General features: G+C 60.8%; 21 protein-coding genes. 9 read left to right on the top strand and 12 right to left on the bottom strand.

Translation table 11 applies throughout. From position 1 onward, the window contains the following. Position 1: 1 nt before the first annotated feature. The 7 genes from algG to yaaA all read right to left on the bottom strand — a co-directional run bounded on the left by algG (position 2) and on the right by yaaA (position 10,177). Positions 2-1,573 carry a mannuronan 5-epimerase AlgG gene (algG, locus tag M5G18_RS09720; RefSeq protein ID WP_273900097.1) on the bottom strand — a complete coding sequence of 524 codons (1,572 nt, stop codon included), beginning with the start codon at positions 1,571-1,573 and terminating at the stop codon, positions 2-4. Between the two features lie 26 nt (positions 1,574-1,599). After that, complete coding sequence (locus tag M5G18_RS09715; RefSeq protein ID WP_273900096.1) at positions 1,600-3,087, bottom strand: alginate export family protein; 1,488 nt, start codon at positions 3,085-3,087, stop codon at positions 1,600-1,602. Next, the gene (algK, locus tag M5G18_RS09710; protein ID WP_207985095.1) at positions 3,084-4,490 is read right to left on the bottom strand and encodes an alginate biosynthesis TPR repeat lipoprotein AlgK; all 1,407 of its coding nucleotides are present in this window, start codon (positions 4,488-4,490) and stop codon (positions 3,084-3,086) included. Before algK ends, M5G18_RS09715 begins: the two co-directional genes overlap by 4 nt. Before the next feature lie 9 nt (positions 4,491-4,499). After that, on the bottom strand, positions 4,500-5,669 hold the full coding sequence (locus M5G18_RS09705; protein WP_007957311.1) for an alginate biosynthesis protein Alg44: 1,170 nt from the start codon (positions 5,667-5,669) through the stop codon (positions 4,500-4,502). Positions 5,670-5,705: 36 nt separating this feature from the next. Continuing rightward, a complete protein-coding gene (gene alg8, locus M5G18_RS09700; protein WP_162803806.1) occupies positions 5,706-7,187 on the bottom strand; it encodes a mannuronan synthase in 1,482 nt (493 codons plus the stop codon). A gap of 82 nt (positions 7,188-7,269) precedes the next feature. Further along, positions 7,270-8,586: a nucleotide sugar dehydrogenase gene (locus M5G18_RS09695; RefSeq protein ID WP_273900095.1), complete on the bottom strand. Its 1,317-nt coding sequence runs from the start codon at positions 8,584-8,586 to the stop codon at positions 7,270-7,272. A gap of 811 nt (positions 8,587-9,397) precedes the next feature. Then, on the bottom strand, positions 9,398-10,177 hold the full coding sequence (gene yaaA / locus M5G18_RS09690) for a peroxide stress protein YaaA (protein ID WP_273900094.1): 780 nt from the start codon (positions 10,175-10,177) through the stop codon (positions 9,398-9,400). 340 nt (positions 10,178-10,517) lie between these two features. Between yaaA and M5G18_RS09685 the strand changes: the two genes are divergently transcribed. The 6 genes from M5G18_RS09685 (at position 10,518) to M5G18_RS09660 (ending at position 15,616) form a co-directional block, all read left to right on the top strand. Further along, positions 10,518-11,642 carry a polysaccharide deacetylase family protein gene (locus M5G18_RS09685; protein WP_273900093.1) on the top strand — a complete coding sequence of 375 codons (1,125 nt, stop codon included), beginning with the start codon at positions 10,518-10,520 and terminating at the stop codon, positions 11,640-11,642. Positions 11,643-11,991: 349 nt separating this feature from the next. Continuing rightward, on the top strand, positions 11,992-13,386 hold the full coding sequence (locus M5G18_RS09680; protein ID WP_007957320.1) for a PhoH family protein: 1,395 nt from the start codon (positions 11,992-11,994) through the stop codon (positions 13,384-13,386). Positions 13,387-13,487: 101 nt separating this feature from the next. Then, positions 13,488-13,961 (top strand): cyclic pyranopterin monophosphate synthase MoaC, encoded by a 474-nt coding sequence (gene moaC / locus M5G18_RS09675; protein WP_007957321.1) that lies wholly within the window; start codon positions 13,488-13,490, stop codon positions 13,959-13,961. Further along, a complete protein-coding gene (locus tag M5G18_RS09670) occupies positions 13,958-14,200 on the top strand; it encodes a MoaD/ThiS family protein (protein WP_064382453.1) in 243 nt (80 codons plus the stop codon). The genes moaC and M5G18_RS09670 overlap by 4 nt, the downstream gene beginning before the upstream one ends. 3 nt (positions 14,201-14,203) lie before the next feature. Further along, positions 14,204-14,656 carry a molybdopterin synthase catalytic subunit MoaE gene (gene moaE / locus M5G18_RS09665; RefSeq protein WP_102717122.1) on the top strand — a complete coding sequence of 151 codons (453 nt, stop codon included), beginning with the start codon at positions 14,204-14,206 and terminating at the stop codon, positions 14,654-14,656. 183 nt (positions 14,657-14,839) lie between these two features. Continuing rightward, complete coding sequence (locus M5G18_RS09660; protein WP_273900092.1) at positions 14,840-15,616, top strand: ABC transporter substrate-binding protein; 777 nt, start codon at positions 14,840-14,842, stop codon at positions 15,614-15,616. Positions 15,617-15,653: 37 nt separating this feature from the next. Here M5G18_RS09660 and M5G18_RS09655 read toward each other — a convergent pair whose 3' ends face one another. The 5 genes from M5G18_RS09655 to M5G18_RS09635 all read right to left on the bottom strand — a co-directional run bounded on the left by M5G18_RS09655 (position 15,654) and on the right by M5G18_RS09635 (position 20,830). Beyond that, the gene (locus M5G18_RS09655) at positions 15,654-16,295 is read right to left on the bottom strand and encodes a helix-turn-helix transcriptional regulator (RefSeq protein WP_273900091.1); all 642 of its coding nucleotides are present in this window, start codon (positions 16,293-16,295) and stop codon (positions 15,654-15,656) included. 92 nt (positions 16,296-16,387) lie between these two features. Continuing rightward, a complete protein-coding gene (locus M5G18_RS09650) occupies positions 16,388-17,515 on the bottom strand; it encodes an NAD(P)/FAD-dependent oxidoreductase (protein WP_273900090.1) in 1,128 nt (375 codons plus the stop codon). A 14-nt stretch (positions 17,516-17,529) separates the two neighbouring features. Next, positions 17,530-18,474 carry an ornithine cyclodeaminase family protein gene (locus M5G18_RS09645; RefSeq protein WP_273900089.1) on the bottom strand — a complete coding sequence of 315 codons (945 nt, stop codon included), beginning with the start codon at positions 18,472-18,474 and terminating at the stop codon, positions 17,530-17,532. Between the two features lie 124 nt (positions 18,475-18,598). Continuing rightward, positions 18,599-20,077 (bottom strand): ATP-dependent RNA helicase RhlB, encoded by a 1,479-nt coding sequence (gene rhlB, locus M5G18_RS09640; RefSeq protein WP_273900088.1) that lies wholly within the window; start codon positions 20,075-20,077, stop codon positions 18,599-18,601. A gap of 96 nt (positions 20,078-20,173) precedes the next feature. Beyond that, entirely contained in the window at positions 20,174-20,830 is a 657-nt protein-coding gene (locus M5G18_RS09635) for an alpha/beta hydrolase (protein ID WP_039769482.1), read from the bottom strand. A 467-nt stretch (positions 20,831-21,297) separates the two neighbouring features. Here M5G18_RS09635 and M5G18_RS09630 point away from each other — a divergent pair, with 467 nt between their 5' ends. The 3 genes from M5G18_RS09630 (at position 21,298) to M5G18_RS09620 (ending at position 24,684) form a co-directional block, all read left to right on the top strand. Further along, positions 21,298-22,329 carry an amino acid ABC transporter substrate-binding protein gene (locus tag M5G18_RS09630; RefSeq protein WP_007957332.1) on the top strand — a complete coding sequence of 344 codons (1,032 nt, stop codon included), beginning with the start codon at positions 21,298-21,300 and terminating at the stop codon, positions 22,327-22,329. A 65-nt stretch (positions 22,330-22,394) separates the two neighbouring features. Further along, the gene (locus M5G18_RS09625; protein WP_129973000.1) at positions 22,395-23,576 is read left to right on the top strand and encodes an amino acid ABC transporter permease; all 1,182 of its coding nucleotides are present in this window, start codon (positions 22,395-22,397) and stop codon (positions 23,574-23,576) included. 10 nt (positions 23,577-23,586) lie between these two features. Next, positions 23,587-24,684: an amino acid ABC transporter permease gene (locus tag M5G18_RS09620; protein WP_007957335.1), complete on the top strand. Its 1,098-nt coding sequence runs from the start codon at positions 23,587-23,589 to the stop codon at positions 24,682-24,684. Positions 24,685-24,689: the final 5 nt, after the last annotated feature.

The following is a 24,689-nucleotide window of genomic DNA, read 5'->3' as shown; positions in this document are numbered from 1 at the left end:
CTCAGTCCCGCATTTCGGTCTGGCGTTCGACAGGGTCGATCAGCACGGCTTTCTGCTGGCGTACCAACAGGTCGAGAATTTCATCCTGGCGCTCGCCGAGGATGCCGTTGAAGCTGATGCCGCTGGATTTGGTCGGCGCCAGCATCGACACGCGATACAGCTCGACACTCAGGGGCGAATCGATCGACAGCGGGCCGCTGCCGTTGGCCGCCAGTTCACCGCCGACCACGATCAGCGAGACCTGGGCGTCGAACGGGTCGAGCTTGATGTCACGGTCGGTGTCGGTCAGGTCCTTGATGTGCCCGTAGACGCCGGTCAGGCCGTTGGCCATGGCGACGTTTTCGTAGAGGCGGATGTTCACGCTGTTACGAATGCGGATGCCGTGGCGCTTGTTGCTGATGACCTTGTTGCCCCACAGCAGGTTGTCGGCGGACTCGTAGAGGGTGATGCCGTCGGTGTGGTTCTTGTAGATCTCGTTGTAGGCAATGATGTTGTTGACGCTGTTACGGTCGATCACCAGCCCCGAGAGGTGGTTGTCGTAGCTTTTGTTGTTGAAGATGAAGCTGTCGTTGACCTCACGGGAAATGATGATCCCGTGCTTCTTCTTCGTGCCGTACACCGTGTTCTCGGCAATGATCAGACCGTGGGAACGGTCGTGCGGGTCGATGCCGTAGACGATGTTGTCCTTGTAGGTGTTGCCCTTGACCACGAAGTCGCGGGTCTCGTAGCAGTAGAAGCCGTACCACATGTCCGAGAACTCGGAGCCGACGATCCAGCCAGTCGGCTCGGGACGCTTGAGCACCTTGGCCATGTTCGGCGTGTATTGGGAAATACTCACGCCGTAGGACTTACTGTTGGCGTAGCCGAAGCTGGCCATCTTGCTGTTGACGATGTAGGTCTCGGTGCCGCCCCAGGCCAGCAGGAACGGGCGGAATTCTTTCGGCGAACGGAAGGTTGCCGGGCCGTTTTCCTTCTCGCGCCAGCCAGTGATTTTGGTGTCACGCACGAACAGCTGGCCGTCGTTGACCAGGAACGAACCGGCCTCCTGGGACAGGCGCAATTCCTGGGTCTGGCCGTCGATTTCGAGGATGCCTTTACGGCCGACCACGATCGGCAATTTGGCCAGATAGACGCCCGGTGAGGTTTCGCTGAAGTACTGCTTGGGCAGTTTCTGCGCCAGCTCTTTCAGGTTCATGTAGCCGTCGTCGACGAAGATCGCCTGCGGGATACCGTGCTGACGCACCACCCATTCGGCCATCTTGTTGTCGCCGCCGATGAAGTCCTTCAGGGCGTCTTCCTGCATCATCCGGCGCACACTGATCTTGCCCGGTTTGCTGCGCTCGATTTTCGCGGCGGCGGCTTCGGCGGTGTAGCCGGAGAGGTCGGGCAATTTCGGCTTGGCCAGTTCCAGCGCTTCGGTCGGCGCGCTGCTGACGGTGTAGGTTTTGGCCTGTTGCAACTCCTTCGCGGTGGTTACAGGCTTCGCTGGTTCCACGTTGGCGAAGGCGCCAGCCGAGGCCAGCAGCATCGCGCCGGCCAGCAGGCTGAGTGAGCCTTTGCGGGCACTGTTCATGTCGGGCACTCCCTTGGCGGTCAGCATCAGAAGCGCCAGATCACGTCGATGAACGCGCGGTGCATGTACGAATCAACCTGGCTGCCATAGGCATCACCCGGCTTGAACACGCCGCCACGGAAGCGCACCAGCGCCGAAGGCTCGTCGATCGACTGGCTCAACGCCGCCGGCAGCAAGCCTTGCTTGAAGTACTTGGTGACCACCAGATCCATTTCCTGGCCCAGATCCTTGTTGCCGTCCTGCAGTGGCAGCGAGGTGCTGGAGAGGATCGCGCCGGTCACGTCGTCGGTGTTGTTTTCCACGGCGTTGATGCCGTTGCTGCCCACCGGCTTGTTGCCGTCCACGCGCCAGAACTTGTGGTAGATCAGGCTGGCGTCGTACTGGTCGTTGAGCATCCACGAACCGAACAGGGTGGCGGTCTGCATGTTGTTCATTTCGCCACGGAAGGCCTCGCCGAAACGGTGAACCCGCGAGCGGGTACCGGTGTAGTTCGAGCGGTTGCTTTCCAGGCCGTTCTGTTCGTAATCGGCGCTGGCGCGGGCATACGCCGCACCGACCTGCCACTGCGGATCGAGGCGCAGACGCACACCGACATCGGTGGCCCAGCCGTCGACGTTGTCACTGCGCTTGGCCTGGGCCGGGCGAGTGCCGTCGGCGTTGAGGGCGTTGACCGTGTCGCGGTCGCCGCTCATGCCGGTGATGCTGCCCCAGTAGTTGACGGTGTTGGTGTTGCGCCAGTTGTAGGCGTCGCTGTCGGCGGTCAGGCCGAGCCAGCTGATGTCGCCGTTTTCTTTCTTGTCCAGCGAGTCGCCGGCCACGCCCGGCTCTGGATAGTCGAGCTTGCCGTCGTCATGGGTGTGGTGGCCGCGAATGCCGACCCAGTTGCCCGGCGTCCACTGATAAGCGGCATCGGCGTAGGCGTGCAGGCGATCCTTGTCTTTCGGCGCCAGCTCCTTGAGGTCGGTGCGGTATTCGCTGAAGCGTTCGGCGACACCGGCGTTGGCGCGCAGCAGGGTGGTGTCGAAGGTCCAGTTCAGGGCTTCGATGTTGGTGTCGCGCCACTGGCCGTCGTCATTGCGCAGGCGCTGGCGACCGAACTTGAGGATCTCGCCGGGGTAGGGCGTCAGGCCGCTGTAGCCGACCCAGAATTCGCGCATCGCCAGGTAGTTTTTCTTGGTCTTGCGGTCGCCGTTGTCGGTGGTCTGGGTGCCTTCGCTGTCGGACTGCTGCAGGGTGTCGGTCTCGATGATGTCGGTCGAGGTCACGGCCTGGCCCATGGCGTAGGCGCTCCACGCGCCGCTTTCGCCGTAGACCCAAGGACGCAGGTCGAGGCCGACGCCGTTGACGTCGCCGCCGCTGGCGGTGCCGAGGTCGCGGTCGTCTTCGGACTGGCCGGTGATTTTCACTTCGAGGCCGAAGTTCTTCGATTCAGTCATCGCGGCCAGGGTCGGGCAAGACCAGATCAGCGCGAACGTGAGGCCAATGCCGGCCTTCACAAAGGGATTCAGTTTCATAATTTTTCCTCGCCGTCTTCTTCTTGCAGGGCGTGCAGTTGCAGCGTGTTCTGGCTCAGGGCGCCACGGGTCGCCTGTTCCTGTTGCAGCAGGCGCTGGGCTTCGGCCAGACGCTCGGGCGGCAGTTGCGCGGCGAGGGTGGTCGCCAGCTCATCGGCTTGCGGAGTGTTTTGGGCTTTTGCCAACTGGCTGAACACGTAGGCGTTGAGCGGGTCGGGCTTGGTGCCCTTGCCTTGGGAAAACAGCTGGGCGATGGCGAAGTCGGCGCTGTTCTGGCCGTTGCGCGCAGCGGTCAGCAGATGGTCGAGGGCCTTCTGCGGATAAACCTTGCCCAGGTAGCCACGGCGGTAGATCTGGCCGAGGTAGTAATCGGCGGCGACTTCACGGCCGACGGCTTTCTGGAAATGTTCCTCGGCGACTTTCGCATCGGCCGGGACCAGTTTGCCTTCGTAGTAGAGCTTGCCCAGCAACAGTTCGGCGCGCGGCTGGTCGGCGGCGCGGCCGTTGTCCAGGTACTTCATCATCTGGTCGGTGTCGCCCAGTTCCGGGAAGTCATACAGCAGTTGTGCGAGGGTGACCCACGACGCCGGGTAGCCCGGAGCAATCGGCTCGAGCAGCGACTGCGCGGTTTTTTCGTCGGTCTTGCCCAGGGTCGAATCGGCCAGCACACGGGCCACCGAATCCACCCGCTGAGCGCTGACGGTGCCACGGCTGTAACCGGCCTGCAGCTGCTTGATCAGCTCGGCCTGTTGCTCCGGCGCGCCACGTTTCTGATAGACCGTGGCCAGCTCGACGTAGCAGATGTCGGTGGTGTTGAGCGCGGCTTTGCAGATTTTTTCCACGTCATCCAGGTGCTGGTCGTAAGTGCCCTGGGTGCGATACAGCAGCACCTGCGCCAGACCGGCTTCCGGGTAACCGGATTTGCGCCATTGGTCGATCTGCTGCTGAGCGTTGATGTTCGGGAAGCTGTGCGGGTATTGCAGGTACAGCATCGCGAGCGGGATCAGCGTGTTGCCTTCGCCACTGGCGGCGGCTTTCTTCAGCAGGCTTTCGGCTTCCTGATGCTCGGCTTCGGTGGAGCCGGGCTTGGCCACCAGCAAGCGACCGAGTCGGGCCTGGGCACGCGGCGAAACACTGGCGGCTGCGCGGTAGGTGGCTTCGGCCTGTTTCATCTGTTCCGGGTCGCGGCTGTCGACCTGAATATCGGCGAGGCCGACCTGGGCTTCGCTGTAACCCAGGTCGGCCAGCGCACGGTAGTTTTGCGCGGCGGTCGCGGTGTCACCGCGCTTGAGCGCTTCGTTGGCCAGACGCTGGTCGGGCAGGCCGGCGCAACCGGCCAGGGCGATTGCCATGGCCAGCGTCAGCGGGACCGGCAGGATTCTGATAGGGCTCGTCACGGGCATGTCCTCGACTTAAAGACCGGCAGCCATGGCTTTGTCGATCAGCCAGTTGAGGTTCGGACCACGGTCGCTGTTCACTTCCACCGGGCGGCCGGCGAAGCGGCTGTCCAGCGGCTCGTCTGGCTGGATCTGTACGCGGATGTCGGAGGACAGGTCAGCGCTTTTCAGGCTGGTGCTGCTGACGATCTTGCCGGTGCGGGTTTTGTCTTCGCCGGCGATCTGGAAGCTCACCGGAGTGCCCGGGCGCACGTCGCCGAACTGGCGATAGGAGAAGCGCGCATCGACGGTGGCCTGGGTGTTGCGCGGTACCAGCGAGAAGATCACGTCACCCTTGCTTGCGTATTGACCGTCAGCCACCAGTTGCTGGGCCACGGTGCAATCGCACGGCGAGGTCAGGGTTCCGGTCATCTGCTTGCCGAACAGTTCTTCAACCTTGGCCGGGGACAGTTGATCTTCTTCCAGATGGCCCTTGAGTACGTCGAGCATGCTGGTGCTGAACGTCGCCAGCGGTGCGCCCTTGGCGGCAACGCCGTCGGATTTCACCAGGCTCTGCACGGTGCCGTCGCGCGGCATGGTGATGTTCATGCCCGGCACGCTGACCAGACCGGCCTGCGCATGGCTGACGAAGTACATGCTGTACACCGATTTGAAAATGAACCCCGCCGCCACCAGGCCGACCGCGAACACACCGGCGCTGAAGGTCACGGCTTTCAGGCGACCGAACGGGGTCATGCCGTGGCCGCCGTCCTTGACCTTGCGCGCCTTGGTGAAGTTGTCGCGCTGCAGGGTCGCCAGCACTTCGCCGATGCTGACGATGTCGCCGGCCAGGTGCGAAGTGATCAGGTGGCGCAGGGTCGAAATGTCCTGCGGTTCGAGGTTCTGGAACTGGCAACCGGCACGGCCGGTCTGGCGGTCGAAGGAGCGCACTTGCAGCTCCACGTCCATGGCCAGGCCGAGGTTGTCGATGACGAATTGCAGACGCGCCTTGTACACCTCGCCGACGGTCAGCGGTAGTTGACCGGCATTGAACGCCAGGCCACCGGCAGACAGGTCGATGACCCGCGCCTCGACGGGCGTCCGGTCAGGGCCGAAGAACCGCAGCTTGGCCGGGATTTTGACCCGGGCGTGCTGGCGCTGGGCTTCGGATTCATGCACTACGTTGACGTTGACGGCGGTATTCATAGGGGCGATTTCCTTGTTAATTCAAGAGGGGGCGGGTCAGACCATCATCAGCAGCACGGCGACGAAAATGCTGCCGGCGGAGAAGGTCATGGTCCGAGACGACCAGGTGTTGAACCAACGTTGAAAGCTGGCGAGATCACGGGTCAGGGCAGTGGGTTGTCGGGTCCAGGATTGTTGGTCGAGGCGGAAGAATACGTAGATCTTCACCAGCGCGCCGACGATCTGGTTGTAATAGAGAATCGCCGGGTAGGCCGGTCCGATCCGGTGGCCCGAGCACGACAGCAGCAGCGTCAGAATCAGCCGGGTGATGCCGATCCACAGCAGGTAAACCAGGATGAACGCGGTGCCGTACTTGAAGCTGGCGATGATTGCCACGGTCAGGCCGAGCAAGGATGTCCACATCGAAACGCGCTGGTCGAACAGCACCACCGAGGTGAAGGCGCCGAGGCGTTTCACGCCCAGGCCCAGAGCCCGGGAGTTCTGCCGCAGGTTGTTGCCGTACCAGCGGAACATCAGTTTGCGGCTGGCCTTGATGAAGCTCTTTTCCGGCGGGTGTTCAACGGTGTTGATCGCCGCGTCCGGCACGTAGAAGGTGTCGTAGCCCAGGCGCATCAGGCTGAACCAGCTCGACTTGTCGTCGCCGGTCAGGAACTTGAAACGGCCCAGGCGCCAGTGTTGCAGCGAGTCGCTTTCGACGTCGGCGATGAATTCCGGGTTGGTGACCACGGTGGCACGGAACACCGACATGCGCCCGGTCATGGTCAGCACGCGTTTGGACAGGGCCATCGAGCACATGTTGATGTGGCGCTGGGCGAAACGCAGCTTGTGCCATTCGCTCATGATGTAGCCGCCGCGCACTTCGCAGAATTCGTTGGTGGTCAGGCCGCCGACGTTGCCGAACAGCTGGAACCACGGCACGGTCTTGCGCACGGTGCCTTCGCCGAGCACGGTGTCGCCGTCGATCACGGCCACCACGGCGCGGTCGTCCGGCAGGTGGCGGGAAATCGCGCGGAAACCAAACGCCAGGCCATCGCGCTTGCCGGTGCCGGGGATGCGCACGAAGTCGAGCTTCACGCGTTCTGGCGGATTCATCCGCGCCCACAGCGCCTTGACCAGCAGCTCATCGGACATTTCCACGATGGAGCAGACCACGGTGGTCGGCAGTTCGCAGTCGATGGCTTCGCGGATCACCGAGCTGTAGACCTGCGCGGTGGTCAACGCGTCGATGCGAAAACTGGTGACCATCAGAAACACATGCGACGGGTCCGCCGCTTTACCCAGCTTGCGAACCTTGCGGCGCAGGTGCGGGTAAACGATGTAGAGAAAAATCATGCCGCGCACAAAGTGCGTGGCACCCATCGAGTAGCGCCAGATACCCACGGCGCCAATCAGGAAAATGAAGTCCTTCGACTCGGAGTCGAACGTGGACGTGGGCAGCATCAGGGCCAGGCCCATCAGCAGGCTCAGAAACAAAAGCCAGCCGGCGGATTGCAGAAAAAAATGTTTGAGCTTGGACATGACCGTCATCCGAAGGTGATGGGGGCTTCAAGCCGCCGCCGATTCACGGCGTGCGGCTTGAAACTCGGGGCTTGCTGCTGCGTTACCAGCAGATGCCTTCGGTGCGGGTGCCGGCATCGGTGGCCTTGGTCATGAAGCCGACCAGGTCGATGACCTGCTTGCCGTGCGGTGCCTGTTGGGCCAGCGCGCGGAACTTCTCGTCGCGGTTGCCGAGGATGATCACGTCGGAGTTGTCGATCACCGAATCGAAGTCCGCGCTGAGCAGGGACGACACGTGCGGGATCTTCGACTCGATGTAGTCCTTGTTCGCGCCGTGAACACGGGCGTACTGGACGTTGCTGTCGTAGATGCTCAGGTCGTAACCCTTGCCGATCAGCATCTCGGCCAGTTCCACCAGCGGGCTTTCGCGCAGGTCGTCGGTGCCGGCCTTGAAGCTCAGGCCGAGCAGGGCGACTTTGCGTTTGTCGTGGCTTTCAACGATGTCGAAGGCGTTCTGCACTTGCGATTCGTTGCTGCGCATCAGCGAGTTGAGCAGCGGCGCTTCGACGTCCAGGGAACCGGCGCGGTAGGTCAGGGCGCGCACGTCTTTGGGCAGGCACGAACCGCCGAAGGCGAAGCCCGGGCGCATGTAGTACTGGGACAGGTTGAGGGTCTTGTCCTGGCAGACCACGTCCATCACTTCGCGACCATCGACGCCGACCGCTTTGGCGATGTTGCCGATCTCGTTGGCGAAGGTCACTTTGGTGGCGTGCCAGACGTTGCAGGTGTACTTGATCATCTCGGCGACGGCGATGTCCTTGCGGATGATCGGTGCGTCGAGTTCTTCGTACAGCGATTGCAGAACGTCGCCCGACGCCTTGTCGAACTCGCCGATGACGGTCATCGGTGGCAGGTCGTAGTCGGCGATCGCAGTGGATTCACGCAGGAACTCAGGGTTCACGGCGACACCGAAATCAACGCCGGCTTTCTTGCCGGAGCAGTCTTCGAGGATCGGGATGACAACGTTTGCCACGGTGCCCGGCAGAACGGTGCTGCGCACGACGATGGTGTGACGGGTGGTTTTTTCACGCAGGACAAAACCGATCTCGCGGCACACCGCTTCGATGTAGTTCAGTTCCAGGTCGCCGTTCTTCTTGCTCGGCGTGCCGACGCAGATCATCGACAGGTCGGTGTCGCGAATCGCTTCGGCGAAGTTGGTGGTGCCGCGCAGACGACCGGTCTGGATACCTTGTGCCAGCAACTCGCCCAGGCCCGGTTCGACAATGGGAGATTTGCCAGCGTTGATCATGTCGATCTTGTCTTTGGCAACATCGACGCCAACCACGTCATGGCCCCGTGCAGACAGGCAACCGGCACAAACAGCGCCGACGTAACCCAAACCAAATATGCTGATGCGCATCGCAATTACCTCTGTATATATCAGGCCATTAGAAGGCCGGAGTTAATGGTGTTCAGCGGTCTTAGTGCACTCGAAAGTGTGACTTGCAGGCGTCACAATGCCGTGTGCAGGCATACTTAAGTTCCGAGTGTCTAAATAAGTGCACTCAAGATGTGCGCAACCAGGCCTTGTTGTTATGACGTGCCCCGTTATGCAGCTGATCCTCTTGTCAGAGGGCTCTTGTGCAATCGTATTGCGCGCTCGATGTCAGGCGGAAGGCCTGTAGATCGGGCGGTTGGGTGCTCTGGCGAGCACGTTTATAAGGGCGCGGCCTTGGCCTTGTAGGGGATATTAATGATGCGTATCTCCTGTCCTTCGCTAGTTGTCCAGAGTTGTTATCCATTGGGGCAAGTTGCTGTGACAACTTGGTTACATGGGTTTGTTCTCTGCGTAAGTTATCTCGTACAAACTCGGCGAGAATCGTTACCGGTGGTATGAGCTATGCATTTGGACATAGTTCCTGTCCGCTCATCGCGAAATCTGAAATTTTTTGAAATATTGAGAAAGATGGCACTGCTTTCATATTGATAGCACTTTCCATTTCGCCCTTTATTGACAGGGAGATGATCGCCTTAGATGGTTTTGTGCCACTACCGTGAAAAAATTTAGGTGCCACTACTGAAAAAAATGACAACTGTCGAGTGAAACTAAAGATAGAAAAGAGGGTGATGTTTTTATGGCGCCAATAAATAGGCGCAAACGGGCGGGGGATTTTTGACGTCGTGCGAGCTGCACGACTCTCTCTATTAAGAGTCGTGCAGAAGTGCATGCTTTATTCCGGTGCGTGGTCGCGCAGGAACACCAGATTGTCCGGTTTCGATTGCTCGGCGCTGTAGCGATAACCCTGCACGTCGAACTGCTTGAGGGCTGCCGGGTCGTTGATGCGTTCCTGGATCACGAAGCGGCTCATCAGGCCCCGGGCTTTCTTGGCGTAGAAGCTGATGATCTTGTACTGGCCGTTCTTCATATCCTTGAACTCGGTATTGATGATCCGCGCGTTCAGGGCTGTGCGTTTGACCGCCGAGAAGTATTCGTTGGACGCCAGGTTCAACAGCACGTCGTCGCCCTGGTCGGCCAGCGCTTCGTTCAGCCATTCGCTGATGCGCGTGCCCCAGAATGCGTACAGGTCTTTGCCTCGGGCGTTGGCCAGTTTGGTACCCATTTCCAGGCGATACGGCTGCATCAGGTCGAGCGGGCGCAGCAAACCGTAAAGGCCGGAGAGCATGCGCAGGTGCTGTTGCGCGTAATCGAAATCGGCTTCGCTGAAGCTCTGGGCGTCGAGTCCGGTGTAGACGTCGCCCTTGAAGGCCAGCAGTGCCTGTTTGGCGTTTTCCGGGGTGAACGCCGGTGTCCAGCTGCCGAAACGCGCGGCGTTGAGGCCGCCGATCTTGTCGGACACGTGCATCAGTTCGCTGATCTGCGCCGGGCTCAGCTCGCGCAGTTGCTGGATCAGTTCCTGGGAATGGTCGAGGTATTGCGGCTGGGTGAAGCGCTGGGTCGCCGGCGGTGTTTCGTAATCGAGGGTCTTGGCGGGGGAAATCACCATCAGCATGAAGTCGTCTCCTTTAATCGTGGGGGCGATTCTAGGGGGTTGGGGCGGATGACTCCAGCTATGGGGGTTATAGGTATGAGTAAGCTCAAGCATTTGCGACAGCTGGTGGATTTTTCCCTCACCCTAACCCTCTCCCAGAGGGAGAGGGGACTGACCGAGTTTTACTGTCGATCTCCGCCGACCTGATCTTTTGAGTTGAGCGCTGATTTTGAATCCACACAGATCGGCTCCCTCTCCCTCCGGGCGGTCCGACGTTTCGGGAGGGCTGGGGTGAGGGCCGCGTCCGTGAGCCCTGCACATCAGCTATAGTGCCGCGCGGGTTTTGTTATGGAGACACCCTTTGCGCATTGTTCTTTTTTTCACCGCGTGGCTGTTGAGCGTCGGTGCCGTTGCGGCGCCGGGCGATATCGCGACGCTGGATCGCAGCACCTGGCCGGAAAAACTCGACAACCCGACCCTGTTCGATGTCGCCTCGCGGGCGGAAATCCTGATGTTCGCCCGAGGCCTGCTCGGCACCGAAGCGCTGGACGAAGCCGCGCTGGCCCAGCGTCTGGGGCTGCGCACGGTCAATCTGGACGCGATCAACAGCCTGCGCGAGCGCCTGTGGCAGCGTCTGCTCGCCAATTACAACTTCGCCCAGCAAAGTTGCGATCAGGACGCCTCGTTCTGCTTTCTCGTCGAAGACTTGCCGACCCTGCGCGAGCAGGCCGCCAAATTCGTGGTCAGCGACGAAAGCTATTACACCAGGTGGGCCGAACCGAGCCGGATCTTCCACCTGCAATACCTTGATGAGCTGATGCGCAAGGCTGCGCTGTCGCCACAGACCACCAGTGAAATCGATCATTTCGGAGACTATGAGCGCAACGGCGACGACATGCACGATCGCTTGTTTCTGCTGAGTTTCGACAGCGCCGCCAACCTGCAACCGGACAACACCGACTGGCTCGCCGAGTACCTGCGCAAGTCGAACCTGAGCGGTACGTTCTTCATGTTGGGCAAGGATGTTCAGGCGCGGCTGGCCGACCGTTCCGTCAGCAGTCTGCAAGCGGCGTTTTCGCAGCAGTGCGTCGGCGTGCAGGGCTGGGAGTTCCGCTCCCACAGCCACTGGCAGGACTGGCAGGACTCGGTGCGACGCAGTGCCGATCTGGTCCGCAACAAGCTGCCGGAAAACTACGTGCCGCTGTTCCGTCCGCCGGAAGGCCAACGTCGCAGCGATGCCCGCAGTTTCTTCAACAGTCAGGGCCTGCAAGTGGCGCTGTGGGACATCGATGCCCAGGACGGCGCCGGCAAGCTCAAGGGCGCTCCGAGCGCGCAGCGGGTGCTGACCCTGATGCTGTTGTGGCGGCACGGGGTGATCAATTTCAACATGAAGCAGGATGCGGTGAAGACCGCGTTGCCGTGGCTGATCACGCAAACCGCGCAAAGCGGCATCGGCTGGGAAGACTGTCAGGACGCGTTTCGCTGAAAAACGGCAAGAGCCCGGAAACATTGGGCTTGGGGTGATTTTTTTGCAAAATTCGGTGCAGGCGGACTTCCGACTCTAACGGGGGCAGGGCAGTCCGCCAAGGGCTTTTCGTCACTTTGCAAAATAAACTTCAAAAAAGCGTCAAAGTGCTTTTTTCTGTCACGGGTTTTGGAGTATTACGAAGTCAGACCGCCGAAACCTGCAACACAGGTGGCGTCTTCCAAGACCCATTTTGTGTGCGGTTCACCTGCTATCCCGACAAAAGCTGTGCAGGTGGATTCGGCAGTCACTTCGAGGCGCAGCACCGCCGAGGTATTGCGTCGAATGGCTCCCACAAAGGTGACCGAGTATGGATGATCACGGACGTAGCCCTTCCTCCAACCAGCCAATCCTTTATGTACTCGATACCAACGTACTGATTCACGATCCGAACGCCCTGCTGAATTTCGAAGAACACCACGTCGCGATCCCGATGACCGTGCTTGAAGAGCTGGACAAGCTCAAGAGCGGGCATCACAGCGTGGCCGCCGAATGCCGTCAGGCTATCCGGCTGATCGACAAGACCCTGGGCGATGCCTCACCCGATGACGTCGAACAGGGCGTGCCGATCCAGCGCGGCAAGGGCGGCCCGAAGGGCTTGCTGTCGATTCTGATGAGCAAGCAGGCCGAATCGAACCTGATTCTGCCGGAGCATCTGAACGACAACAAAATCATCAACCAGCTGATCGACCTGCACACCCGCGACCCGAAAAAACCGGTGGTGCTGGTCACCAAAGACATCAACATGCGCCTCAAGGCGCGCGCCTGCGGGATCGACGCCGAAGACTACAGCACCGACCAGTTGGTCGACGACGTGTCCCTGCTGCCCAACGGCTATCACAACATGACCGGCTCCTTCTGGGACCGCGTGAGCAAGGTCGAAACCCGTCAGGACCACGGCCGCACCTGGCATCAGGTACAGCTGATCGACAACCTGCCTGCCGTGCACATCAACGAGTTCATCATCGATGAGCAGGGCTTCGTCGGCTGGATCAAGGAGATCGAAGAGGACAAGCTGCTGATCCTCGACCTGCACCAGGAACCGCTGCTGCACCAGGAAGCCTGGGGCCTCAAGCCACGGGACATCTATCAGAGCCTGGCGCTGTACGCGCTGCTGGATCCGGACATTCACCTGGTCAACCTGTCCGGCGCCGCCGGTTCGGGTAAAACCATTCTGGCGCTGGCCGCGGCGATCGAGCAGACCATGGTCAGCAAACGCTATCGCCGCATCATCGCCACCCGCAGCGTGCAGGGTCTGGACCAGGAAATCGGCTTCCTGCCCGGCACCGAAGCGGAAAAAATGGAGCCTTGGCTGGGCGCCATCACCGACAACCTCGAAGCCTTGCACATGGATGACGAAAACACCCATGGCAGCGTCGACTACATCCTCAGCAAAGTGCCGTTGCAGTTCAAATCGCTCAACTACATTCGCGGTCGCAGCTTCCAGCAGAGCCTGATCCTGATTGACGAATGCCAGAACCTCACGCCGCACCAGATGAAAACCATCATCACCCGGGCCGGCGCCGGTTCGAAAGTGGTGTGCCTGGGCAACCTGGCACAGATCGACACCCCTTACCTGTCCGCGACCAGTTCCGGGCTGACCTACCTGACCGAACGCTTCAAGGATTTCCCCAACGGTGTGCACATCACCCTGCAAGGGGTGCCTCGCTCGATCCTGGCCGAATACGCCGAATCGCATCTGTAACCGTCAAACCGAACCGGGCGACTGCAAAGTCGCCCGGTTTTTTATGTGCGCAATTCTGACCCCCAGGTTTACAATCGACGCTCCTGATCAGGAGTAATCCCGTGCTGACTCATCTCGATTCCCAAGGTCGCGCCAACATGGTCGACGTCACCGAAAAAGCCGTGACGTTCCGTGAAGCGACGGCCCAAGCGCTGGTGCGCATGCTGCCCGACACCCTGCAGATGATCGTCAGCGGCGGCCATCCCAAGGGCGATGTGTTCGCCGTGGCGCGCATTGCCGGCATTCAGGCGGCGAAGAAAACCAGTGACCTGATTCCCCTGTGCCATCCGCTGATGCTGACTGGCGTCAAGGTCGAACTCAGTGCCGAAGGCGATGACGCGGTGCGCATCGTAGCTCGCTGCAAATTGTCCGGGCAGACCGGCGTCGAGATGGAAGCACTGACCGCCGCCAGCGTCGCCGCCCTGACCATCTACGACATGTGCAAGGCCGTGGACCGTGGCATGACCATCGAAAGCGTGCGTCTGCTGGAAAAGGTCGGCGGCAAGAGCGGGCATTTCCAGGCGGAGCAGCCATGAACCTGACCGTGAAGTTTTTCGCCCGTTACCGCGAAGCGCTGGGTGTGGATTCGGTGAAGGTCGAGGGTGATTTCGCCACCGTCGATGACGTTCGCGCACTGTTGGCGCAGCGTGAGGGCGCCGACGTGCTGAGCGAACAGAACCTGATGTGCGCGCGCAACGAAGACCTCTGCCAGCTCGACGAACCGGTGGTCGATGGCGACGAAGTGGCGTTTTTCCCTACCGTGACCGGAGGCTGAGCCATGGGCATTCGGGTGCAGTCCGAACCGTTCGATCCGGGCGCTGAAGTCAACGCGATGCACGCGGCCAATGTCGGCGTCGGCGCGGTGGTGAGTTTTGTCGGTTACGTGCGCGACTTCAACGATGGCCTCGATGTCGCCGGGATGTTCCTCGAACACTATCCGGGCATGACCGAAAAGGCCCTCGGCAAGATCGCCGTTGAAGCCGAACAGCGTTGGCCGCTGTTGAAGCTGGAAGTCCTGCACCGCATCGGCGCACTGGAGCCGGGCGAGCCGATCGTGTTTGTCGCCGCCGCCAGCGCCCACCGCCAGGCGGCGTTCGACGCCTGCGCCTTCGTCATGGATTACCTGAAGACCCGCGCACCGTTCTGGAAGAAAGAAAACACCAGCGATGGCCCGCGCTGGGTCGAAGGTCGTGACAGCGATCATGCGGCGGCGGATCGCTGGAAGCAGTAATTCCTCTCCCCAATCAATCTCCCCCTCGACTCCCGACCATCGGCTGACGCCGATGGCGTTTGTCCAATTGACGGTTTGTACGTAAAAGTCCAGTATGGATTTACAAGTACAAAAAAGGCTTTCCCCCTTTTCAGTTTTTTCTTCTGTCTTGCCAAACCAACAACAACCTGCGAGAGAACGAACATGAAGAAATTCCCCCTCATCACCGGTCTGGCACTGAGCCTGTTGGCGTGCAGCAGCGCGTTCGCCGCCGAGAAAACCCTGCGCATCGGTATCGAAGCGGCGTATCCGCCCTTCGCCTCGAAGACCGACAAGGGTGAAATCGTCGGTTTCGACTACGACATCGGCAATGCCCTGTGCGCGCAGATGCAGGTCAAGTGCGTGTGGGTCGAGGGCGAGTTCGATGGTCTGATTCCTTCCCTGAAAGTGAAGAAAATCGACATGGCGCTGTCGTCCATGACCATCAACGAAGACCGCAAGAAGTCCGTGGACTTCACCCACAAGTATTACTTCACCTCGTCGCGGCTGGTGATGAAGGAAGGCGCGACCGTCGATGACCAGTACGCCAGCCTCAAAGGCAAGACCGTCGGCGTGCAGCGTGCGACCACCACTGACCGTTACGCCACCGAGGTGTTCGAGCCCAAGGGCATCAACGTCAAGCGTTACGGCAACAACGAAGAGATCTACATGGACCTGGCGGCCGGGCGTCTTGATGCGATCTTCGCCGACACCATTCCGCTGACCGACTTCCTGTCGATGCCGCGGGGCAAGGGTTACGCCTTCGTCGGGCCCGAGCTGAAGGATCCGAAGTATGTGGGCGAGGGCGCGGGGATTGCGGTGCGCAAGGGCAACGCCGAACTGGTCAGCCAGTTGAACACTGCCATCGACGGCATTCGCGCCAGTGGCGAATACCAGAAGATTTCCGAGAAGTACTTCAAGTCCGATATCTACGGCGACTGAGTCCGAAAACCGTGCAGCCTTTGCAGGCTGCACGGTTTCAGCCCTTCAATTCCTTCAAATGCTTGTACACCGTCGCCCGTCCCATGTTCAGCACGTTGGCCACATAGTTCGAGGCGCTCTTGCCCTTGAACGCCCCTTCGGCGTGCAGCGCCAGCACCAGTTCGCGTTTGTGATCGCGGGTCAGCAGGTTCAGGCTCAGTTGCCGCTCGCGTAGCCAGGCGTGCAGGAAAGTGTTGATGCGCTCCTGCCAGTCATCGCGAAACAGCGAGTCCGGTTGCGGGATCAGTTTGCTCGGCGAGAGAAACAGATCCAGCGCAGCCTTGGCATTCTCGAACAGCGAAATATTCAGGTTGATACACAGCACCGCCAGCGGATGACCTTCGTTGTCGCGCAGCACAGTGCTCAGGCTGCGAATCTTCTGGCCGTCCCAGTTGAGCTTTTCGTACGGACCGATGTTCCGTTCGCTGACGTCGTCGCTGAGCATGTCTTCCAGCGACGATTCATCGCCGATCACCCGTTTCGACAGGTTGTTGGCGATGTAGTCGACCTTCTGCGTGCGCAGGTCATGCAGCACCACTTCGGCGTGGGGGAAAAACAGCGTGGCAATGGCGTCGGCGATGGCGTGGTAGTTGTCCAGCGCGGCGTCATGCAGCTCGGGCGTGTGTTCGGGGGCGGTCATAACTGTGGAGCTCCAGGCAACGTCAACGCCCCGTGATCCGGGGGCGTTGCGAGTGTGCCGCAATCCGTCGGGCTCGTCATCCGGGCGGACGGTCAGGTCAGGCGGGCAGGGGCGAGCATGGCGGCGGTCAGGCCGAACTGCTTGAGGTGTTCGGGCAACGATTCGCCACGCACCAGCGCCGCGCTGGCCTGGCCCATCGCCGGCGAAGTCTGGATGCCGTAACCGCCCTGGGCCGCGACCCAGAACAACCCCGGCACCTGCGGATCGAACCCGGACAGCAAATCACCGTCGGCGACGAAACTGCGCAGGCCGGCCCAGGTACGGGTCGGTCGGCGGATGGTCAGGGTCGTCGCTTCCTCGATCTGGTAGATGCCCATAGCGATGTCCAGTTCTTCCGGTTGCACATCGTGGGGTTCGACCGGGTCGGCGTTGGCCGGCGAGCCGAGGAACATCCCGGCGTCGGGCTTCATGTAGAACGATTCGTCGAGGCTGACCAGCATCGGCCAGTGATGAATGTCCACGCCTTCGGGGCCGGCGAAGATGAACGCGGCGCGACGTTTTGGTTGCAGGCCCAGCGGCTGGGCGCCGGCGAGAGCACCGATCTTGTCGGCCCAGGCACCTGCCGCGTTGATCACGACGGGCGCGCTGAAGGTCTGGCCGTTGGTCTGCACTTGCCAGATGCCCTCGGCGTCGCGGCTCAGTCCGAGCACTTCGCAATCGGTCTGCACCGCGCCGTTGTTGCGACGGATACCGCGCAGATAACCCTGATGCAGGGCGTCGGTGTCGATGTCGCTGGCGGTGGGGTCGTAGATCGCGCCATGGACTTTCTCCCGGCGCAGGATCGGCAGCCGCGCGCAGGCTTCATCCGCGCTGAGCAACTGCATCTCCGGCACCGTGGCTTTGGCGCTGAGGTATTGATTGTTCAGCTCGGCAGCGTCGCCGGTGAAATCCACGGTCATTTCACCGCGCGGGGTCAGCAGCGGATGCTCGCAGAAGCCGCTGGGCGGATGGTCGAAGAATTCGCGGCTGGCCTGGGTCAGCGCCCGAACCTGCGCAGTGCCATAAGCAGCAGTGAACAGCGCAGCCGAACGCCCGGTCGAGTGATAGGCCGGGTGAGACTCGCGCTCCAGCACCACGACCTTGCCGTGCTGCGACAGCCAGAAACCGGTGGAAGCGCCGGCAATCCCGCCGCCGATGATGATGAAATCTGCATGACTCATGAAAATCTCCCGTGTCAGCGCTGCAATTGATAGACGGCGTTGGCCAGGGCGATGTCTTCCAGGCCCAGACCGATGGAGCGGAAAAACACGTGACGGTTGTAATCGGGACGCTGCACTTTTTCGCTGAGCAGATCCGCCAGGTCACCGATGATCGCGCTGCTGTTCCAGCCATATTGTTCGCTGGCGATCAGCATCTCGCCGGCCGAGCCCGGGGTGGTCAGACGATAGTCGCAGAACACCTGCATGTCGTTGAGGCTTTGCGGCGGCACTTCGTGGGCGCGCGGAGCGTTGGTGCTGATCGAGGTGATGAGCGCCGGTTTGCTCAAGGTTGTCGGGTCGATCACGGGGCCGGCGGACGAAGTGCAGAGCATGATCACGTCCGCTTCGGCGATGGCAGCTTCGCGGCTGTCGGCGATGCTCACCCGTGGATCGAGGGTTTGCAGTTGGCGGGCGGTTGCCGGGTTTTCGCTCAAGGTGGGCGAGTACACGCTGATGCTCTGCCAGTCGCGCAACGTTTTGACGTAATGCAGATGCGCTTGGGCGACCTTGCCGCTGCCGATGATTGCCAGTCGCGCGGCCTTCAACGGGGCGAGGGCATCGACCGCCACGGCGGTGGTTGCAGCGGTACGGGCGGTGGTCAGTTCGCCGGCATCGCAGAGCAGCAGCGGCTGGCCGGTCTGCATCGACATCAGCAGTGTCCACGCCGTCACCAGCGGGCCTTGTTCGCGAACGATGTAAGGCGAGGTCTTGACCCCGTACACGCCGTCTTCGGCCAGCACGCCCAGATAGTTGATGAAGTCCCCGGCACCCTGGGGGAATTCCACCAGTTGCTGCGCCGGTTGCACCGCATGCCCGGCCGCCAGATCGCGGAACAGCTTGCGCAGAATTTGCGGCACATCGATCCGGGCCAGCAGCTCGCGGGCCTGGGTTTGGTCGATCACGTAAGGCGTACTGGACATGTCGGACTCCGGAGGCTGTTTATAAACTAATTTGTCCATTATGGACTTTTAGTTTTTCCGAACAATATCCGGGCGAAAAAAAAGCGCAGTCCGTTGCCGGCTGCGCTTCTCTTTATGGCGTCGCTTATTGTGGACGCTTGCGCTCAACCGCCCGCAATAGATGGGTCGGCGGCGTTTCACAACTGATCTTGCGACCGAGTTTTTCTTCGATGGACGGCAACTGATAGGAGTCGTCTTCACCGGCGAAGCTGATCGACACGCCGTCGGCGCCAGCACGACCGGTACGGCCGATGCGGTGCACGTAGTCGTCCGGGACTTCCGGCAGGGTGAAGTTGATCACGTGGCTGATGCCGTCGATGTGGATACCTCGACCGGCCACGTCGGTGGCGACCAGAACGCGGATCTTGCCTTCGCGGAAGCCTTCGAGCGTCTTGATCCGCTTGTGCTGCGGCACGTCGCCGGACAGTTGCGCGGCGTTGATGCCGTCACGCACCAGGCGTTCTTCGATGCGGCGCACTTCGTCTTTGCGGTTGGCGAACACGATCACACGCTCCCAGCCGTTGTCGTTGACCAGGTTGAAGAGCAGTTTGTATTTGTCGGCACCGGCCACCGCGTAGATGTGCTGCTCGACATTTTCGTTGGCCACGTTGGTGACTTCGATTTCGACGATCGCAGGATCGGTGGTCCACTGCTTGGCGAGGTTCATCACGTCATCGGTGAAGGTCGCGGAGAACAGCAGGGTCTGACGTTCGCTTTTCGGCGGGGTCTGGCGAATGATCTGCCGGACCTGCGGGATGAAACCCATGTCGAGCATGCGGTCGGCTTCGTCCAGCACCATCACTTCGACCATGTCCAGATGTACGTCACCGCGCTGGTTGAAGTCGAGCAGACGGCCCGGGGTCGCGACGAGGATGTCGCAATGGCGCGCTTCGAGGTGCTTGAGCTGCTTGTCGAAGTCCATCCCGCCGACGAACGTCATGACGTTGAGGCCGGTGTACTTGGTCAGGTCGGCGGCGTCCTTGGCGATCTGCACCACCAGCTCGCGGGTCGGCGCAATGATCAGCGCCCGTGGCTCGCCCATGTAGCGTTCTTTCGGCGGCGGGGTCTGCAATAGCTGGGTGATGATCGAGATCAGGAACGCGGCGGTCTTGCCGGTACCGGTCTGGGCTCGGCCGATGGCGTCTTTGCCGGCGAGGGTATAACCCAGCACCTGAGCCTGGATCGGCGTGCAATACGGGAAACCCAGGTCGTGGATGGCGTGCATCAGTTCCGGGGCGAGCTTGAAATCGTGGAAACGGGTCTTGCCTTCCTGCGGTTCGACGACGAAGTCTTCGAGTTTCCAGGGAATCACCGGCGCCTTGGGCTTGGGTTCGCGACGTGGCTTGGCCGGTTTCGGTGCTTCGCTGCGGGCTGGCTCGGTGGCGGGCGCGGCAGCTGGAGCGGGTTTCGGTTCACGTTTTGGCGTCGTGGCGGGCGTCTGGCGGTCGGCCTGGCTGGCATCGCTGCGATGACCGGGGGCGTGCGACGGCGCAGTGGGGACTGGCGCGAGCTGCTCAGCCTCGCTTTTACCGAACATTTTCTTGAGTGCTTTGAGCACGGTCATCTCATCAATTGGTTAAGGAATGTACGCCGGCCAGTGTAATGCAAGAAACGGGCGCGGCGTAGTGGGATGATCAAAGGACGACCCTTGGCGGAATTGTCAGCGCAGGCGTTCGCTCAACCATGTGCCGATGTCGCGAATTTCTTCGGGTAACACTTCGTGCTCCATTGGGTATTCCTGCCATGTCACGGTGACACCATGGGCCTTGAGATACTCATAAGCCGTGCGTCCCATGGAGTTCTGCACCACGTTGTCGAACTGGCCGTGCAGCGCCAGCACCGGAATCCGCTGCTGGCTGGCGGACAACTCCAGTTCATCACTGAACGTCGGCGCGTATGTCGATAATGCCAGCACCCCGCCCAACGGCCCCTGCCACTTCAGAAACGCGGTGTGATAGACCACGGCGCCACCCTGGGAGAAACCGGCGAGGAAAATCCGCGAAGCGTCTATTCCGCTGCTTCGCTGTTCTTCGATCAATTCGATGATGCGGTCGGCGGACGCTTCCAGCTCGTCGCGGTCGATCGCCCGGGCCGGGCTCATGGCTTTGATGTCGTACCAGCTCGGCATGGCATATCCGCCATTTATCGTCACCGGACGGGTCGGCGCCTGGGGCAGGACGAAACGCGTGCTCAGCAGGCTTTCCTGAAGCGCTTCGGCCACCGGCAGAAAGTCGTAGCGGTCGGCGCCGAGGCCGTGCAGCCAGATCACGCAGGCGTCTGCGGGCTTAACAGGCTGAAGAATCAAGGGCTCGGTCATGGCTGCTCCAATTGTGTGCGGGCGCTCTCATTGAGTGCGTGATTTGCGTGCGCGCCCGGTTGATCCGTTAAGAAGATGTCGCAAGGCTGCAAGTTTTGCTATTGACCTGTCACTCAATCGCTTCAGCTGCCGGTGTGGTACGGGCTTTGCTATGAGGTAGTCGTGCAATCGATCTCGCGCCTGGCGGTAACACTATCAGTGAACGCCTGGCGACGGGATAGCAAAGAATCCGGTGATGGATGTTCGCCAATGGCCGCAACGGGCTTAGCGAACGTGAAAGGGCTACCGCCCGTTCGGCCGACTGGTGAGAAGTGAGTTGTCCATGATGTGGATTTTCTCCTACTAGACTCATAGCGAAGGTCCTGCGTCGGTTGACCCCAAAAAAAGCCAACACGGGTCAACAGCGCCTCAAAAGGGTGCGACTGGACTCAAGCTCCGACACAACAAGAGCAAAACTGGAGGTTTGAATGAAGATGTTGAAATCCACTCTGGCGATCGTGACTGCTGCTGCAGTACTGGGTGTCAGCGGGTTCGCTCAGGCGGGTGCAACCCTGGATGCAGTGAAGAAGAAAGGATTCGTGCAGTGCGGCGTCAGCGATGGCTTGCCAGGCTTCTCGGTTCCGGATTCCACCGGCAAGATCGTGGGTATCGATGCTGACGTCTGCCGCGCCGTGGCCGCTGCCGTGTTCGGCGATGCGACCAAGGTCAAGTTCAGTCAGTTGAACGCCAAGGAGCGCTTCACCGCTCTGCAGTCGGGCGAGATCGACATCCTGTCGCGCAACACCACCATGACCAGCTCCCGTGACGCGGGCATGGGCCTGAAATTTCCGGGCTTCATTACCTACTACGACGGCATCGGCTTCCTGGTAAACAACAAGCTGGGCGTGAAGAGTGCCAAAGAGCTGGACGGTGCAACCATCTGCATCCAGGCCGGTACCACCACCGAGCTGAACGTTTCCGACTACTTCCGCGGCAACGGTCTGAAATACACCCCGATCACTTTCGACACCTCCGATGAAAGCGCCAAGTCGCTGGAATCCGGTCGTTGCGACGTGCTGACCTCCGACAAGTCCCAGCTGTTCGCCCAGCGCAGCAAGCTGGCTTCGCCGAAGGACTACGTGGTTCTGCCGGAAACCATTTCCAAGGAACCACTGGGCCCGGTCGTGCGTAACGGTGACGACGAGTGGCTGGCCATCGTGCGTTGGGTTGGCTACGCGCTGCTGAACACCGAAGAAGCAGGCATCTCTTCGAAGAACGTCGAAGCTGAAGCCAAAGCGACCAAGAACCCGGATGTCGCTCGTATGCTGGGCGCAGACGGCGAATACGGCAAAGACCTGAAACTGCCGAAGGACTGGGTCGTACAGATCGTCAAGCAAGTCGGCAACTACGGCGAAATCTTCGAGAAAAACCTCGGCAAGAGCACTCCGCTGGAAATCGACCGCGGCCTGAACGCGCTGTGGAACAACGGCGGCATTCAATACGCACCACCAGTGCGCTGATGGTTCTGTCACCCGGCAGGCCAACTGCCGGGTGACGTTCTGTTCCATTATTTCCGGGGCACTTCATGCAAAATTCAATCGGCGCACCAAAGCAGAGGCTCAGCCTCAGCGATCCACGAGTGCGTGCGTGGGTATTTCAGATCATCACCATCGTGGCGGTGGTCTCCCTGGGCTGGTATCTGTTCGATAACACCCAGACCAACCTGCAACACCGGGGTATCACTTCGGGGTTCGACTTTCTGGAGCGCAGTGCCGGGTTCGGCATCGCTCAACACCTGATCTCCTACACCGAAGCGGACAGTTATGCCCGGGTGTTTGTCATCGGCCTGCTCAACACGCTGCTGGTGACGTTCATTGGTGTGATCCTGGCCACGATCCTCGGCTTCATCGTCGGCGTCGCGCGCCTGTCGAAGAACTGGATCATTTCCAAACTGGCAACGGTGTACGTGGAGGTTTTCCGTAACATCCCGCCACTGCTGCAGATCCTGTTCTGGTACTTCGCGGTGTTCCTGACCATGCCGGGGCCGCGCAACAGCCACAACTTCGGCGATACCTTCTTCGTCAGCAGCCGTGGCCTGAACATGCCGGCCGCGCAAATGGCCGACGGTTTCTGGGCGTTCGTGGTCAGCATCGTGGTGGCCATCGTCGCCATCGTGCTGATGAGCCGCTGGGCCAACAAACGCTTTGAAGCCACTGGCGAGCCGTTCCACAAGTTCTGGGCCGGCCTGGCGCTGTTCCTGGTGATCCCGGCGGTGTGCGCGCTGATCTTCGGTGCGCCCGTGCACTGGGAAATGCCGAAGCTGCAAGGCTTCAACTTCGTCGGTGGCTGGGTGCTGATTCCGGAACTGCTGGCCTTGACCCTGGCGCTGACGGTGTACACCGCAGCGTTCATCGCCGAGATCGTGCGTTCGGGCATCAAGTCGGTCAGCCACGGCCAGACCGAGGCAGCGCATTCGCTCGGCCTGCGCAACGGCCCGACCCTGCGCAAGGTGATCATTCCGCAAGCGCTGCGGGTCATAATCCCGCCGCTGACCAGCCAATACCTGAACCTGGCGAAGAACTCCTCGCTGGCGGCCGGTATCGGTTATCCGGAAATGGTTTCGCTGTTCGCCGGCACCGTGCTGAACCAGACCGGTCAGGCGATCGAAGTCATTGCCATCACCATGAGCGTGTACCTGGCGATCAGTATCAGCATTTCCCTGCTGATGAACTGGTACAACAAGCGCATCGCGCTGATCGAGCGGTAAGGAATAGCGCATGAGTACTCATACTTTCAAACCCGACATGCCACCGCCGGCCAAGGTCTTCGGCCCGATGGCGTGGATCCGCGCGAACATGTTCTCCAGCTGGCTCAACACCCTGCTGACTCTGTTCGCGTTCTACCTGATCTACCTGGTGATTCCGCCGATCCTCAGCTGGGCGATCATCGATGCCAACTGGGTCGGCACCACCCGCGCCGACTGCACCAAGGATGGCGCCTGCTGGGTCTTCATCCAGCAGCGTTTCGGCCAGTTCATGTACGGCTACTACCCGCCGGAACTGCGCTGGCGCGTGGACCTGACCGTGTGGCTGGCGGTCATCGGCGTGGCGCCACTGTTCATCAAGCGCGTGGCGCACAAGGCGGTGTACGGCCTGAGCTTCCTGGTGGTCTACCCGATCGTTGCCTGGTGCCTGCTGCATGGCGGCGTCTTCGGCCTCGACACCGTGGCGACCAGCCAGTGGGGCGGTCTGATGCTGACTCTGGTGATCGCCACTGTCGGCATCGCCGGTGCGTTGCCGCTGGGGATTGTCCTGGCGCTGGGCCGACGCTCGAACATGCCGGCGATCCGTGTGGTCTGCGTGACCTTCATCGAGTTCTGGCGCGGCGTGCCGTTGATCACGGTGCTGTTCATGTCCTCGGTGATGCTGCCGCTGTTCCTGCCTGAAGGCATGAACTTCGACAAGCTGCTGCGGGCGCTGATCGGCGTGATCCTGTTCCAGTCGGCGTACGTCGCCGAGGTGGTGCGCGGCGGTCTGCAAGCGATCCCCAAAGGCCAGTACGAAGCCGCGGCCGCGATGGGCCTCGGTTACTGGCGCGCCATGGGCCTGGTGATTCTGCCGCAAGCCCTGAAGCTGGTGATTCCCGGCATCGTCAACACCTTCATCGCGCTGTTCAAGGACACCAGCCTTGTGATCATCATCGGCCTCTTTGACCTGCTCAATAGCGTCAAGCAAGCCGCTGCCGATCCGAAATGGCTGGGCATGGCCACCGAAGGCTACGTGTTCGCCGCCCTGGTGTTCTGGATTTTCTGTTTTGGTATGTCGCGCTATTCCATGCACCTGGAACGCAAGCTCGACACTGGCCACAAGCGTTAGGAGTT

The sequence above is a fragment of the Pseudomonas aphyarum genome (assembly GCF_028657055.1).
GTDB classification, from domain to species: domain Bacteria; phylum Pseudomonadota; class Gammaproteobacteria; order Pseudomonadales; family Pseudomonadaceae; genus Aquipseudomonas; species Aquipseudomonas aphyarum.
Note: the sequence above shows the minus strand (reverse complement) of the source record. Positions and strands in the feature narration are given on the sequence as shown.